The sequence below is a fragment of the Bacillus sp. Root920 genome (assembly GCF_001429445.1).
GTDB classification, from domain to species: Bacteria; Bacillota; Bacilli; order Bacillales; family Bacillaceae; genus Bacillus; species Bacillus safensis.
The window spans coordinates 1,899,041-1,914,132 of record NZ_LMJV01000001.1 but is presented as its reverse complement, the minus strand read 5'-3'; the positions used below and the strand labels follow the sequence as shown (position 1 = coordinate 1,914,132).

Below are 15,092 nucleotides of genomic sequence, written 5' to 3'. Positions count from 1 at the left end.
GCATTGAGTCACATTTAGGAGGGATGACAATGTGCAAATGCAAGTGCAAACATTCCCACTCACACTGCCATAAAAAGCATGACGATCATTACCATGAGGATCCATGTAAAGAAAAAAAGTTTTGTCATAAAAAAGATAAATGGTTTGAGAGCGATTTTTGGGATACCTCTCGAAGCTACGATCCCTGTTATTTTCCTAAAAGTGTCTGCAGCAGATGTAAAAAGCGTCGCAGAAGAAGACACAGCTACACAATTTAACGCTTGACGCTTTACCTGCTTTTCCTTTTCCCGGCTGAAAGGCCGGTTTTTTTCTTTCATATGGATAGGCTCATGAAGCAGATCTGTCTCATAGGATATGGCAACCTGACATAAAGGATGAGATATACATGAACGATATGAACAGCCAAATGAATCATTATCACCAAGAAAATCCCTATCACACATTTGAAAATGTGTATACAGCCAATCATGAGCATATGGTCGCGCCAAACATGCATGATCATATGAATATGCCAAACCATTATCATAGCGGCAAAAAAGATGTGTATAACGCGCACCATCCACATCATCATTCAGTTTATTCACCGTTCCCAAATCAGCATGATACCTTTTCAAAGCATTTTCCAATAAAGGATCACCATCATCTAGGCCATTATGGTGAATATGGGATGATGCCACACCATCCATATGGTTATCAAGATATGCATATGATGATGCCAACAAACCAGCAAATGCCAGGCCATTATTACGGAATGAATCAACCAAATGCGCTTTTTCCCCGCTATTACTAAAGAATGACAAAATAAGGGTATAATATCCCATTTAATACCATATGGTAATATGGTAACATTATAGGTAAATAATGGGTGTAATCATCTATTATTTACCTATATTCAACAAGGGGGAAGGAAAAAATGAAAAAAACGTGGACGATTCTTATGATGGGGATGCTCACATTGGTTATGGCACTGTCAGTACCGCTTTCTGCATCTGCTGAGGAAGCCGGCAAAGCAACAACCAATGCAAAACCAGCTGCACTTTACGCAAAAATCACAGGAGCAAGTAAGCAGGAATGGTCTTTTTCTGACATTGAGCTGACGTACAGCCCAAATTCTGTTCTAAGTCTTGGTGCGGTTGAGTTCACTCTGCCAAAGGGTTTCCAAGCAACGACGAAAGACATTATGAACGGTAAAGCATTAAAAGACAGCTACATTTTGAACAACGGACAAACCGTTCGTATTCCGCTCAGACTGGATTTACTTGGAATTTCCAAATATACATTAAAGCTTTCACATAAAGTACTTCCTGCTGCAGGTACATACACGTTCCGTGCAGAAAATCGAGCCATCAGCATCGGTTCCACATTTTATGCAGAAGATACGATTGATATTAATACACGGCCAGTTGTGGTCACACCGCCAGATCCTTGCGGATGCTAAATAAAAAAGCGCTCTGATTAGAGCGCTTTTTTTATATCACATCACCCGTTTAAACATTTTCTCCATCTCATATGTCGAGTGATGAATGATGATCGGCCGGCCATGCGGACAGGTGAATGGGTCCTTCGTTTGCCGAAGTTCATCTAATAAGGCTTTGATTTCATCATGACGCAAATGACGATTTGCTTTGATTGAGCCTTTGCAGCTCATCATAATCGCCGCTTCTTCTCTAAGTTTCTTGATATCAACACGTTTTTCATCAAGCACTTGCTCGATAATCTCTTCGATCAGTTCAGCCTCTTCACCTTTTGGAAACCACTGCGGATGCGACCGAACGATGTAGCTTCCTGAACCAAAGGGCTCTAAGAAGACCCCCACTTTCGCTAGAATATCCTTATGCTCTTCAATGATCAGCATATCGTTTTTAGAGTAGTGAAATGTTAAGGGGACGAGCATTTCTTGCACTTCCTGTTCGATCTCTCCCACCTTCTCACGATAATACTCATACTTGATTCGTTCTTGAGCCGCATGCTGGTCGATGATATAAAGACCTCGTTCATTTTGAGCCAATATATATGTGCCGTGCATTTGTCCAATTGGATACATCACAGGGACGCGTTCATTTTCAGGAATCGTTTCTCTCACTTCTTCGTGCAGTACCGTCTCTACATCTTCAAGTGAAGCGGCTGATTCCTCTGAATGCTCGCGCTCAGATGAGGCTTCTTCATAAAATATCTGTGATGATGCTTCTGTTTTCTCTTGTTTAGGCATTCCGTATGCATCGGTATAACTTGTCTCGTATACGACCGAATCGTGCAGCTCCGGCTGATAGGTTAGCGGTGTTTCCACTGGGCTTGAGTTCCTTTGTTTCGCATCGAAGGTTAAGGATTGCTGCTCATTTTTCACAGCTGACATTGGTGCTTTTTTTGGTACTGAAGCACTTGGAATGAGCTGCTGCTTTTGAAATACTTCCTTAATTCCTTGTTTAATCAGATCATGAAGTTCCTGCTCTTTACTTAGCCTCACTTCTAGCTTCGAAGGATGAACGTTCACATCCACTAGAATAGGATCCATCTTCATCTCAATAAATGTAATTGGATGACGGCCAATTGGAAGCAGCGTGTGATACCCTTCATGGATCGCTTTCACGAGCGGAAAATGTTTGACATATCGGCCGTTTACAACAGAAGACATATAATTCCGTGATGCCCTCGTCACTTCTGGTAAGGAAATATATCCTTTCACTTCAAAATCAAGTGATTGTACGTGAAGCGGCAGCATTTTTTTAGCCACAGCTGTCCCGTAAATGGCCGCAAGTACATGACGCACATCTCCGTTTCCATTCGTCTGTAGCAGGACTTTCCCTTGATGACGCAAACGGATCGATACTTCGGGATGAGCTAGCGCAATTCGATTGACAACATCCGATATATTACCAAGTTCCGTATGAACGGTTTTCATGTATTTTAGGCGGGCTGGCGTATTGTAAAATAAGTTGGTGACCACAATTTCGGTGCCGCGGCGGCCAGAGGTTTTTTTCTCTGAAATGATCTTCCCGCCTTGCAAAGCTAAGTGTGTCCCAGCTCCTTCGCCAGTACTTGTTTTCATTTCTAGGTGAGAGACGGATGCAATACTTGGCAGCGCCTCTCCCCTGAATCCGAGCGTTCTGACACGAAACAAATCATTTTCGTCTTTGATTTTACTCGTTGCATGGCGCTGGAAGGCGAGCTTACAATCTTCAGCATCGATTCCAACACCATTATCAATAATCCTGATAGAAGAAAGACCAGCTTCTTCTACATCGATTTCAATGACTGTACTTTTTGCATCGATCGCATTTTCCACAAGCTCCTTTACAACAGAAGCCGGACGCTCGACCACTTCACCTGCAGCAATTTTATTGGATAGGTCATCGGATAACTGAATAATCTTTGCCATTTCTGCTCACCTCACCTTACATTATAATTTCTTTTGCAATTCATACAGCTTTGTCATCGCTTCAAGCGGCGTCATATCCATTAGGTTGTAAGACTTTAATTCGTCTATGACCGCTTGATCCTTCTGTTTTAGCGCAGCTTTCGGCTGCGGTTTTTCTTCTACTTCAAAGAAAGATAGCTGCTGTTTTTCTTCAGCCTTTTCTGCTTTTGGTGCTGCAGATACGGTTGGGGTCACGTCATGTGATCCGCTCTCAAGCTCCGTTAAAATAGTCTGGGCTCTATTAATGATGGTATCAGGCAATTCCGCAAGCTGCGCTACATGAATACCATAGCTTTTATCAGCTGCACCTTCTTTGATTTGATGTAAGAAAACGACCGTGCCTTCATGCTCTTCAGCTCGCACATGAACATTTTTCAGCTCGCTTAATTGAGATTCAAGGACCGTGAGCTCATGGTAATGTGTAGAGAATAGGGTTTTAGCCCCAATATGATCATGAACAAATTCAATGATCGCCTGCGCAAGAGCCATTCCATCATAGGTGCTTGTCCCGCGTCCAATTTCATCAAATAAAATCAAGCTGTTTTTGGTTGCGTGCACCATCGCATTTTTTGCTTCGAGCATCTCTACCATAAAAGTACTTTGACCAGAAATCAAATCATCTGCTGCACCAATACGTGTAAAGATTTGATCGAAGATTGGAAGCGTCGCCTTTGACGCAGGCACGAAGCAGCCAATCTGCGCAAGAATCGAGATGAGCGCCATTTGTCTCATATACGTACTTTTCCCTGACATATTCGGTCCAGTGATGAGTAAGGTTTGTCTGCCTTTTCCCATATGGCAGTCATTCGGTACATATTCCTGGTGATCCAGCACTTTTTCAACGACTGGGTGACGGCCATCTTTGACATCCACGTCATCCTCTGAGAATTCCGGCCGGATATAACGGCGCTTTTCACTGACAGTCGCAAAGCATTGAAGCGCATCAAGCTCGCTCATTTGTTTTGCAAGCAGCTGTAATCTAGGAATATAGCCTTTTACTTGCTCCCTGAGAGCTGTAAATAGTTCATATTCCAATTCGTTAATATTTGATTCTGCTTCAAGAATCAGTGCTTCTTTTTCTTTTAATTCAGGTGTGATATACCGCTCTGCATTGGCAAGCGTTTGTTTTCTTTCGTAACGCCCTTCCTCCAGCAGATGTGTATTTGCGCGTGTCACTTCGATATAATAACCAAACACTTTATTAAACCCGACTTTTAAGGAGCGAATACCGGTATATTCTCTTTCCTGCTGTTCAAGACGTGCAATCCAGTCCTTTCCGTTTCGGCTGGCATCACGGTATTCATCTAATTTTGCATTGTAGCCATCTTTAATCAAATTGCCTTCTTTTATCGTCATCGGCGGATTTTCATGAAGTGCATCTTCTAATAAATTAAGGAGGTCACCACAAGGATCAATCTCATTCGCTCTTGATTTTGCCATTTCCTCTGGTAATGAATGAACGAGTTGTTTAATATCCGGTACTTGTTTTAAGGATTCTTTGAGCTGGATGAGATCACGGGCATTCACGTTGCCAAATGCCACGCGGCCCGCTAAACGCTCAAGATCATATACTTGCTTTAATCGTTCGCGCAGATCCTCTCGCTCAAAGAAATGATCCATCAGGATTTGCACCATTTCCTGACGCTCATTAATTTGCGAAAGGCGAATGAGCGGCCGATCGATCCATTGCTTGAGCAGTCTGCCGCCCATCGCTGTTTTTGTTTCATCTAACAGCCATAATAAAGAGCCTTTTTTGCTTTTTGAACGAATCGTTTCTGTTAATTCTAGGTTTCGTTTTGAGTAAAGATCGATTTTCATCGTTTGTTCAAGCTCAAACACTTGAACTTTCTGAAGATGATCCAAGCTTCTTTTTTGCGTTCTTCTTAAATAGGCATATAGTGTTAAAAATGACGTTTTTAACTTTTCGTCTAGATGGGAAACGAGCCGCTCAGCTTCCTCTAATAATGCATCACTATCTTCGTATGAAATGGTCGCTTGGCAGCGTTCTTTAAGGGTTTTGACTGTTTCCTCATCCAGCTGCTTTGACACCACAATTTCTTTTGCACCGACAGAATAAATTTCTGATACGACTTCATCTAATCGATCGATGAAAGCCGCCATGTTTTCACCTGTTGATAAATCAGACAGCGCAAGACCGTACCCATTTTGAAAGCTGGTAACAGACGCAATAAAGTTGTTCTCGTTTTCACTTAATCCTTTACCATCCATGACGGTTCCTGGTGTAATCAGTTGAACGACTTCCCTTTTGACTACACCTTTTGCCATTTTAGGGTCTTCCACCTGCTCACAAATGGCGACCTTGTAGCCTTTTGAAATCAACTGTTCTATGTATGCAGAAGCAGAATGATAAGGAACGCCGCACATTGGAATTGTGCCGCCGTCTCTGCTTGTTAACGTAATTTCTAGTTCTTGCGCGGCTTCCTTTGCATCATCAAAAAACATCTCATAAAAATCGCCTAGGCGAAAAAATAAAAAGGCATCTTGATAATCTGCCTTGATCTTTAAATATTGCTGTATCATGGGCGTATAACTTGCCATATTTCTAATCCCTCACTATATTACTTTCGAATTCATACCATCTCCAATTATAGCATAAAAAATCACCTTTTTTCTCCTAGATCAGGCACAAAAAAACTAGGGGGATATGCGCCCTAGTCATTCCTTACTCTTCTGTCTCACCTGCTAGGAATTCTGGATGAATATCCTCTAATTCCTCATCCACTTCTTCTTCCCACTCGTGATCATCTTTTTCTTTCCAGCTTGAATTGACCTCTACGACAATTTTTGTTTCACCGACTACCTCAGCAATGAATTCACGCTCTGCCTGAACGATAATTTTATTGCCATTTGGAGAAATGGTCACTTCTAAGCAATTGGGCTGCTGCAATACTTTCGCAATTACTTCGTGCTCATCATCAAGGAAATTCTTATCTTTATATCTCAGTTTAATGATGTCTACATACTTCACACGCTCTGTGACGACTTCTGTTTTCGTGTTGTCGGCGTAAGAGTACCATACGTTAATATCAAATGTTCCTTCGATCTCAACGGTTTTACCGACCTTTTCAGCATCATACTTATGATTAATGATCCAACCACCTAGGATGCTGGTTGGTTTTTGCGATGGAGAAATGGTGTGTGTGCTTTGGGTGAATTTCCTCCCTTTTGCAACCACCGCTTTTGTAATAATTTCTCTGTATTCAGACATTCCGGCATGCCTCCTTGTTCTTGATCGTTTTATCTTATGCTGGGCATTCGTCTAGTGTGTCACGATTTTGAACTTCATGTTCAATTAAATTCATTTCTGTTTCAGTGTATGCATGGTCGCCCATAAACTTGCCTTGAAAATTGGAAAAGTTGGAGAGTGGGAGGTTTGGAGGTTGATTGGAATAGAAGGTTGTGGTTTAATGATGAAGTCACAGTCCCTTTAGGAGGGGCTATTTATAAAAATCAACATTCGGTTTTCTTTATATTTAAAATTAGATTTAAAAATAATAAAGAATATCATTAAAAATATATCCACCTTTTTTTAGTTTGTATTACGTGTTTTATGAAGAAATAAGGTAACCATAGAAAATAAAAAAGGGGCTGTGACATCAACAATTTGTTGATGTCACAGCCTATAAAATATAAATTACATATAAGGTGAAGTGAGTTTTTAGTGATCACAAAGATCTCACCTTTAATGAGGTATTATGCGGTTTTCTACTATTCCGTATTAATTTTCCTTAATATTAGATCGCAAGAAATCTCATCTATTTCTGTTATACATGACTTATAGCAACATTTAAGCGTTAATAAACCTATAATGCCAAGGGATTTTAAATACTAAACTACAAATTACAAATAAATAAGAGTACACAAACAAAAAACCCCGCATCTGCGGGGTTTTCTCATTTAATGGAGCAACTTGGTGATGAGTTTTTCACTTTTGAACCGGTTTCTCCTAATAAGAGATCACCGCCGGTTGAAAGAATGATTTCATCTGTTACTTGATTCGAAATTGTGTGCGCTACAAGCTGAAGCAGGGAATTGACTTCCATTTGTGATTCTTTGAATTCTTGAATCACTGGGATGTCATCCAGTTCTTCTTGCAGGGCATCGATTTTTTCTTCGACTTGCTTTAAGGCTTCATGTTTGCCGTAATGCTTTAAGTTCACAGCTTGTTTTTGAAGCGCCTTAATTTGATTAATAATCGTTGAAATTTTTGTATTTTCATTGATTTGCGCTTCTGCTTTTTTGAAGAAATCAACTTCTTCAGTTTCAGAAATCATTTTAGCGAGCTCTCTTGCACGCTCGACAATCTCTTTCTTTGAATAAAGTGTCATTTTAATTCACCTCGATAGCTTCTCCAACCATTTCTCCGTCAAGAGACCAAGTTTTGGCTTGTGTGATTTTCACTTTGACGATGTTGCCAATCGCTTCTTTTGGTGCTTTAAAATTCACAAGCTTGCTTTTACTTGTATATCCGGCTAGGATCTCAGGGTTGTTTTTACTTTCACCCTCTACTAATACTTCGACAATCTGCCCTTCATATTCCTTCATTTTTTTCGCAGAAATTTCATTCACAAGTGCATTTAGGCGCTGCAGACGTTCTTTTTTCACACGCATTGGCACGTTGTCTTTCATTTTCGCTGCAGGCGTTCCTTCTCTTGGAGAATAAATGAATGTATAAGCAGCATCAAACTCAACCTCGCGATAGAGGGAAAGTGTTTCTTCAAACTGCTCATCTGTTTCATTTGGGAATCCAACAATAATGTCCGTTGTTAATGAAGCATTCGGCATAGCTTCTTTGATTTTGCGCACAAGATCAAGGTAACGCTCACGGTCATATTTTCTCGCCATAAGTTTCAGCACAGAAGAACTTCCGGATTGAACTGGCAGGTGAATATGATCGAGAAGATTTCCGCCCTTGGCTAAGACTTCAATTAAGTGATCATCAAAATCACGCGGGTGACTTGTTGTAAAACGGATACGCGGAATATCAATTTTTCGCAGCTCATCCATCAGGTGGCCAAGACCATATTCCATATCTTCAAAATCTTTTCCATATGCATTCACGTTTTGACCAAGAAGGGTAATTTCCTTATATCCTTCTGCTGCTAAACGTCTGACCTCTTGAATAATTTCATCTGGGCGGCGGCTTCTTTCCTTGCCGCGCGTGTAAGGCACGATACAGTATGTACAGAATTTATCACAACCGTACATAATGTTCACCCAGCCCTTGATTTTACCTTGGCGGGCTCTTGGAAGGTTCTCAATCACGTCGCCTTCTTTTGACCAAACCTCAATGACCATTTCTTTTGAAAGGTAGCATTCAGATAACAGCTCTGGCAGGCGGTGAATGTTGTGCGTGCCGAAAATCAAGTCAACAAACGGGTGTTTCTTCAAAATACGGCTCACGACAGATTCTTCTTGTGACATACATCCGCAGACACCTAAAATTAAATCTGGCTTTTCACGTTTTAATGCTTTTAAATGTCCAAGCTCTCCAAACACTTTATTTTCTGCATTTTCACGAATAGCACAAGTGTTTAATAAGATGACATTTGCATCTTCCGTTGAGTTTGTTGGTTCATAGCCAAGCGCCATAAAAATACCAGCCATCACTTCTGTGTCATGCTCATTCATTTGACAGCCATATGTGCGAATATAAAACTTGCGGCCGTTTCCTAACCCTTGAAACTGCTCGTCAATTTGAAATTGATTGTATTCGACTTCTTCTTTACCCCGTTTTTTTGCATCTTTTAAGGAAGGCGGAATGTACACAGCTTCAAAATATTTGCTGTAGTCCTTCTCGGATTTTTTGTCCGATGAACTTACTTGTCCGCTCGCTTTTCTCTGCTCTTCATTCATGAATTTGTACTCCTTTCAAACCAAGTTCCACCCTACAGTATAGACTATTTTGTGATGAATTGAAAATAAATCATATACGGTTCTTCTATGAAAATTACCTATTAGTCATAACCATTTTTCACAAAAAGAAAAAAGAGAGCCTGCGCTCTCTCAATCAAGTATGTTTAGTTTTTTTGCTTCTTCTTCAATGATTGTCAGTGCCCGGTCTAGTTCTTCTTTTGTGTGCTCGGCTGTGATGATGGCTCTAATTCTTGCCTTGCCTTTTGCTACAGTTGGGAAGGCGATGCCTTGGGCAAACACGCCTCGTTCTATTAAAGCCTTTGAGAAACGAAAAGTAAGTGCTTCGTCTCCAATCATGATTGGGATAATCGGTGTCTCTGTTCGGGCGACTTGAAATCCAAGGCTGATGACTTTTTCTTTAAAATAAGCGGCGTTCTCCCAAAGTGTATCGATTCGCTCCGGTTCATCTAACAGCACTTCAATCGCTTCTTCACACGCTCTAGTCACAGCTGGCGGATGAGAGGTACTGAATAAAAACGGTCTTGCTTTATGCTTTAAATAATCAATTAAAACCGCTGAACCAGCCACATAGCCGCCGAGCACTCCGACAGCCTTACTAAGTGTCCCGACCTGAATGTGCACTCTGCCGTCGAGTTTAAAATGGTTGACCGTTCCGCGGCCATTCTCACCAAGCACGCCCGAGGCATGCGCATCGTCTACCATCACAAATGCATCATATGCTTCTGCGAGCCTGACGATCTCAGGAAGTGGCGCGATATCTCCATCCATCGAGAACACACCGTCTGTAACGATGAGGCGGACGCGGTAATTCATTGATTTTTTCAAAATCTTCTCCAGCTCTTCCATATTGGAATGACTGTATACCTTTTTATCTGCTTTTGTTAATCGGATGCCATCAATAATTGAGGCATGATTCAGTTCATCCGAAATGACAATATCATCTTTTGTCAAGATACTGGATAAGACCCCTTGATTGGTCGTAAAGCCTGATTGGAACACAAGTGCTGCTTCTGTCTTTTTAAATGCAGCAAGCTTTTTTTCAAGACGTTCATGCATCGTCATTGTGCCGGCGATGGTACGTACAGATCCTGTACCCGCACCGAATTCATCGATTGCCTCTTTTGCTGCTTTCATCAGCCTTGGGTGTGAGGTGAGCCCTAAGTAGTTATTTGAGGAGAGTTGTATGACAGATTGTTCATTTAATGTAACAGTGGATGATTGTTTTGAGTCGATCTCTTTCAAAGTTTGGTGGGTGCCTTGCTGCTTCATTGTTTCCAATTCATCTTGTAAATACGTGAATTCTTTCATCATTTCTTCCCCCTTTGATATGATGGCATCATCAGTACGACTTTTCCGCACGTACCGCTCTGCATAAGTTCAAATCCCTTTTGGAACTCTTCAAATGGCAGTGTATGAGTGACAACTGGCTTTACATCAATGGTATTCGTTCTTAATAGCTCAGATACTTGACGCCACGTCTCAAACATTTTTCTCCCCGTGATCCCTTGCACGGTTAATCCCCTAAAAACAATTTGATTCGTAATATCAATTGTCACTGGTCGTTCTGGCAAGCTTAGTATATTGACTTTTCCTCCATTTGCACAAGCTTCGAGTGCTTGATTAATGGCAGCTGGATGACCTGACATCTCGCACATCACGTCTGCCCCTTCCATCCGCGTGAGCTGCTTAATCATGGCGACTGGATCATCTTTTCCAATATCCACGATATGATCTGCACCCATTTTTCGGGCAAGATCGAGCCTGTATTCATTTTTATCAACAGCGAACACTTGAACAGCCCCGGAGGCTTTTGCAACAGCGATTGCCATTAAACCGATTGGTCCGCAGCCAAAAATCGCCACTGATTTACCTGAAACAGGTGTGTGCATTACAGTATGAACAGCATTTCCTAGCGGCTCTTGTATAGAGGCAAGCTCAACCGGCATTTGAGCTGGATTGTGCCACACATTTTGTTCAGGTACTTTGACATATTCAGCAAAACAGCCATCAATGTCTACCCCTAAAATTTTCGTTTCACTGCACAAATGCTGCTGCCCTGTTAAGCACATATAACATTGATTACATACAACATGCGTCTCAGCCGATACAAAGTCCCCTACCTTTGCTCGTGAGACTTGCTTCCCCACTTTAACAACTTCCCCTGTAAATTCATGTCCAAAAATGTAGGGCGCTTTGACTCTTCCCTTAGCCCAGTCATCCCAATTATAAATATGCACGTCTGTTCCGCATATCGAAGTGGCTTTCACTTGGATTAAAACTTCATGATCTTTGATTTCTGGAATCGGCATCTCCATCATCACCGCTCCGTAAGCGCTTTCTTTTTTAACAATTGCTTTCATCGTTCCACACATGACGTACAACCCCTTTGTTAAAAAACTTCTCCCAATCAGATTTTAACACGACTTATTTTAGTCGTAAATACCACTGTCTACTAGAAAAAGACAAATGAACACCCCACATATTTTTTTGGATATTTTTCTAAAAAAAAAGCAAATCTCCTTTCGAGCGGAGATTTGCTTTCATCGTCAGCGTTTCTTTGAAACGGCAACATATAGGGCTGGCACAATGAATAATGTCAGTATTGTTGAGAAAAAGACACCAGATACAATGCAGATGGCCAGCGGCTTAAAGAGTGGATCATGACTTAATGCAACAGGCATTAGTGCAACAAGTGCCGTAAATGCTGTTAAGAGAATCGGTCTAATCCTTGCTCTTCCTGCTTCAATGACAGCTGTCTGTTGATCAAACCCTTGCTTGCGCCGCTGCTCAATAAATTCGAAGAGGACGACCGCATTTCGGACGACAATACCAGCCAATGAGACAATTCCCATTGTTGCCATAAAGCTGAATGGTGTTTGTGTGACAAACAGTCCAATAATGGCTCCTGATACGGCTAAGTAAACCGTTCCTAGAACTAACAGCGGAAGCATCAATGAATTGAACTGGAATGCGATGGTCACATAAATGAGCAGCAAGACAACTGCAAATAAGAGACTAATTTCAATAAAGAACTGTGTCTGATTTTCATTTTCTCCACCTTGTGAAATGGTCAAATCCTTCGCTGAAGCACTTTTTCCCACTTGATTGACGACTTCTTTCATATCGTCTTTAAACGAATCTGATGCACCGGGATACGCCTTCAGCGTAATGGTCGGCACTCCATTTTCATGTGGAATGCTTTCGTACTGCTCTGTTTCTTTTTCTTTTACATATCGGCTAAGCGGCTCAAGTTGAGGCATACCGCCCTCATTTGTCTTCACAGGCACATTCATTTCTTTTAGCTTTAAACCATTTTGATGTGTGCCTATATCCTGTTTCACCACTAAATCGATATCATTTGTTCCTTGTTGAAAGGTACCTAATGGAATCCCTTCTGTCACAAGACCAAGCTGTCTGCTGACAAATTGAGCACTGAGCCCATCCTCTGCCATCCGCTCGCGGTTTAATTCAAAGGAGATCGTTTTCACCGGCTGATTGACATCGTCCGTAATCAAGCTTGCCCCTTTGTCTTTCATTTCATTTGTCAGCGTTTCTTTGACATCAATGAGCTTTGAAAAAGAGTCACCCGCAACCGTTACTGTCACTGGCGCTCCAGTTGGCGGCCCTTGTACAATGGTATTCATAAAGATTTCAGCCTCTTTGAATGTCTCTCGCAAAGGCTCGGTCATACGATCTATTAATACCTTACTTGTCATCTGATCATTGTCTACTCTCACGACAACCTGACCCGTGTGGTCACTTGCGTTTGAAATACTTTCATTAAACAGGTTCGGCACACCGCCGCCTGCAAAAACCGCCGTTTCTTCAATGCCTTTTTGCTGTTTGATCTCTTGTTCTATTTTCTTTAGTGTTTCATTTGTTTTGTCTAATGTTGTTTCACTTGGAAGCGTGACAGTGACGACCACTTCTTTCTTATTCGCCGCAGGGAAAAATTCAAATGGTGTGACGAAAATAAGTAAAAAGGCTAGGCTTGCAACGAGCAAACCACTTAGTCCAATAACGAGCGGCCGCTTCACAATGTTTGTCAGCACACGGTCTGCATAGAAATCAGCCAGCCTTTTTAATGGTTTCCCTAGGAATCCCGGCTCTTTTTGACTGTTTTTGTTCTTTCTTTTCCGGTTCACAGTATATTGATAGACCGGTACAAGTGTCAGAGAGATCACCATGGACGCAAGCACAGTCGTAACTAGAACAGACGGTAATGCCCGAATAAATGAACCGTTTGCACCTGATAGGAATACAAGCGGCAGGAAGGCAAACACAACAGCTAGTGTTGATGTCAAAATGGACCCTGCGACTTCTTTCACCCCTGCAATTGTTCCTTTAAGCGGACTTTCGTATTTTTTCATTTGTCTTAAAATATTATCATTGACGACTATGGCATCATCGACAAGTATCCCTAAAGCAATGATAAAGCCGATGATCGAAATTTGATTGAGGTCCACTTGTAAAAATGGCAGCGGAATCGTTCCAATTGTAATGGATAGCGGAATGGCGAGTGAAACGATAAACGCCCCGCCAATCGTGAGTCCAAGTGTGGTAACAATTATGACCGCAATGACCGCAACAATGGCTTCTTTTATTAAATCATTGAAAATGGTATCCACTTCACTTTTTTGTGAATAGTAGTCTACCCACTCCACCCCATTTGGCAGCTGCTTTTCTTTCTCAATGACATCACTGACTTTGTCATACATTTTAGGAATATCAAGCCCTGGTTTAATATTCACAGTAAATGAATAAGCGGGCTTTCCGTTATACGACACAATATCACTTTTCTGTTTTTCTACTTCTTTTAAACTGCCAAGCTGACTAATTGTGACCGGCTCTCTTTTCGTTTTTGAGAAAAGCTCAATTTTTTTAACCTGATCTAAGCGGTCATATGTATCGATGGACAGCTTCACCTTCTCTTTGCCTGCCCGAATATCGCCTAGTGGAGATGTGTCAAATTCCTGATTGATGGCATTTGTGACATCAGTTACATTGAGCCCTTCACCCTCCAGTTTGTTTGAATCTAAGTTTAATATCGCTTGTTTGTCATTGAAGCCTTTGATAACGACACTGTCTACCCCTTTGATGTCCTCTACTTTTTCCTTCAATGCACGCAGCGATTGCTGACTCTTTGCTAAGTCCGATGATTCACTCGACACAATCATATAAGAGCCAACCGGCACGCTGCCGAATTCATCCTTTACTTCCGGCTCCTTCACCCCGTCAGGAAAAGACGACGCAGCACTTGTGGTTTCATTCTTAATTTGACTTGCCACCTTTTGAAAGTCGGCTTGGTCCTCAATTTCAAGCACAATATTTGAGAAACCAATGGCAGAAACCGAGCTCGTTTTCTCTACACCGTTGATATCAGATAGGGCTGATTCCAGCTTATTGGTGACATCTCTTTCCACCTGTTTTGCATCTGCACCAGGAAAAACGGTAGAAATCGTGACGAGATTCGCCTCGAATTCTGGCAGTTCTCGTTTAGGAAGCTGCGCGAATAAATAGCCGCCAGCAATGAGAACGATAAAAAATAAAATAAAAACAAGCTTTCCTCTTTTCAAAAAAGCTTCGAACATTATTTCACCTACTTAAATATTTATTTTTGATGAAGTAAATTCAACTTAATCTTAATTTATCATCATGGTGAAAAAATGCAAGCTCTAATATGTCATTTTTATCTATTTCACGAACTGAATATGTTATATAAGAAATGTATAGCGGTAAACAAAAACAACCTGCTTACATGATGTAAGCAGGTTGAAAA

11 protein-coding genes are annotated in these 15,092 nt (G+C 41.4%); 2 read left to right on the top strand and 9 right to left on the bottom strand.

Features of this window, described 5'->3' with window-relative positions; all coding sequences use genetic code 11:
* Window positions 1–59: 59 nt before the first annotated feature.
* Window positions 60–317: a hypothetical protein gene (locus tag ASE42_RS18925; RefSeq protein ID WP_041109139.1), complete on the bottom strand. Its 258-nt coding sequence runs from the start codon at window positions 315–317 to the stop codon at window positions 60–62.
* Window positions 318–385: 68 nt separating this feature from the next.
* On the opposite strand from ASE42_RS18925, the gene ASE42_RS09310 reads away from it, so the two are divergent.
* Both ASE42_RS09310 and bslA read left to right on the top strand, forming a co-directional pair.
* Window positions 386–790, top strand: coding sequence for a hypothetical protein (locus ASE42_RS09310; RefSeq protein ID WP_056766524.1), 405 nt, complete (start codon window positions 386–388; stop codon window positions 788–790).
* 123 nt (window positions 791–913) lie between these two features.
* Window positions 914–1,438: a biofilm surface layer hydrophobin BslA gene (gene bslA / locus ASE42_RS09305; protein WP_024424102.1), complete on the top strand. Its 525-nt coding sequence runs from the start codon at window positions 914–916 to the stop codon at window positions 1,436–1,438.
* A gap of 36 nt (window positions 1,439–1,474) precedes the next feature.
* On the opposite strand, the gene mutL is transcribed toward bslA, so the two are convergent.
* The 8 genes from mutL to ASE42_RS09265 form a co-directional block, all read right to left on the bottom strand.
* Window positions 1,475–3,376, bottom strand: coding sequence for a DNA mismatch repair endonuclease MutL (gene mutL, locus ASE42_RS09300; RefSeq protein ID WP_056766522.1), 1,902 nt, complete (start codon window positions 3,374–3,376; stop codon window positions 1,475–1,477).
* A gap of 21 nt (window positions 3,377–3,397) precedes the next feature.
* Window positions 3,398–5,974, bottom strand: a complete 2,577-nt coding sequence (gene mutS / locus ASE42_RS09295; protein ID WP_056766520.1) for a DNA mismatch repair protein MutS — start codon at window positions 5,972–5,974, stop codon at window positions 3,398–3,400.
* A 124-nt stretch (window positions 5,975–6,098) separates the two neighbouring features.
* Window positions 6,099–6,644 (bottom strand): outer spore coat protein CotE, encoded by a 546-nt coding sequence (cotE, locus tag ASE42_RS09290; RefSeq protein WP_056766518.1) that lies wholly within the window; start codon window positions 6,642–6,644, stop codon window positions 6,099–6,101.
* A 685-nt stretch (window positions 6,645–7,329) separates the two neighbouring features.
* Window positions 7,330–7,764 (bottom strand): RicAFT regulatory complex protein RicA family protein, encoded by a 435-nt coding sequence (locus ASE42_RS09285; RefSeq protein ID WP_008358013.1) that lies wholly within the window; start codon window positions 7,762–7,764, stop codon window positions 7,330–7,332.
* A gap of 1 nt (window position 7,765) precedes the next feature.
* A complete protein-coding gene (gene miaB, locus ASE42_RS09280) occupies window positions 7,766–9,292 on the bottom strand; it encodes a tRNA (N6-isopentenyl adenosine(37)-C2)-methylthiotransferase MiaB (RefSeq protein ID WP_034281907.1) in 1,527 nt (508 codons plus the stop codon).
* 150 nt (window positions 9,293–9,442) lie between these two features.
* A complete protein-coding gene (locus ASE42_RS09275; protein ID WP_117612523.1) occupies window positions 9,443–10,624 on the bottom strand; it encodes a glycine C-acetyltransferase in 1,182 nt (393 codons plus the stop codon).
* Window positions 10,621–11,685 (bottom strand): L-threonine 3-dehydrogenase, encoded by a 1,065-nt coding sequence (gene tdh / locus ASE42_RS09270; protein WP_056766516.1) that lies wholly within the window; start codon window positions 11,683–11,685, stop codon window positions 10,621–10,623. Before tdh ends, ASE42_RS09275 begins: the two co-directional genes overlap by 4 nt.
* A 174-nt stretch (window positions 11,686–11,859) precedes the next feature.
* A complete protein-coding gene (locus tag ASE42_RS09265; RefSeq protein WP_056766513.1) occupies window positions 11,860–14,904 on the bottom strand; it encodes an efflux RND transporter permease subunit in 3,045 nt (1,014 codons plus the stop codon).
* Window positions 14,905–15,092 lie beyond the last annotated feature (188 nt).

Bases quoted from the DNA above. Each gene is read 5' to 3' on its own strand.
- miaB (WP_034281907.1), bottom strand. From the start codon at position 9,292: ATGAATGAAGAGCAGAGAAAAGCGAGCGGACAAGTAAGTTCATCGGAC.
- mutL (WP_056766522.1), bottom strand. From the start codon at position 3,376: ATGGCAAAGATTATTCAGTTATCCGATGACCTATCCAATAAAATTGCT.
- ASE42_RS09285 (WP_008358013.1), bottom strand. From the start codon at position 7,764: ATGACACTTTATTCAAAGAAAGAGATTGTCGAGCGTGCAAGAGAGCTC.
- ASE42_RS09310 (WP_056766524.1), top strand. From the start codon at position 386: ATGAACGATATGAACAGCCAAATGAATCATTATCACCAAGAAAATCCC.
- mutS (WP_056766520.1), bottom strand. From the start codon at position 5,974: ATGGCAAGTTATACGCCCATGATACAGCAATATTTAAAGATCAAGGCA.
- ASE42_RS09275 (WP_117612523.1), bottom strand. From the start codon at position 10,624: ATGATGAAAGAATTCACGTATTTACAAGATGAATTGGAAACAATGAAG.
- ASE42_RS09265 (WP_056766513.1), bottom strand. From the start codon at position 14,904: ATGTTCGAAGCTTTTTTGAAAAGAGGAAAGCTTGTTTTTATTTTATTT.
- ASE42_RS18925 (WP_041109139.1), bottom strand. From the start codon at position 317: ATGAAAGAAAAAAACCGGCCTTTCAGCCGGGAAAAGGAAAAGCAGGTA.
- cotE (WP_056766518.1), bottom strand. From the start codon at position 6,644: ATGTCTGAATACAGAGAAATTATTACAAAAGCGGTGGTTGCAAAAGGG.
- bslA (WP_024424102.1), top strand. From the start codon at position 914: ATGAAAAAAACGTGGACGATTCTTATGATGGGGATGCTCACATTGGTT.
- tdh (WP_056766516.1), bottom strand. From the start codon at position 11,685: ATGTGTGGAACGATGAAAGCAATTGTTAAAAAAGAAAGCGCTTACGGA.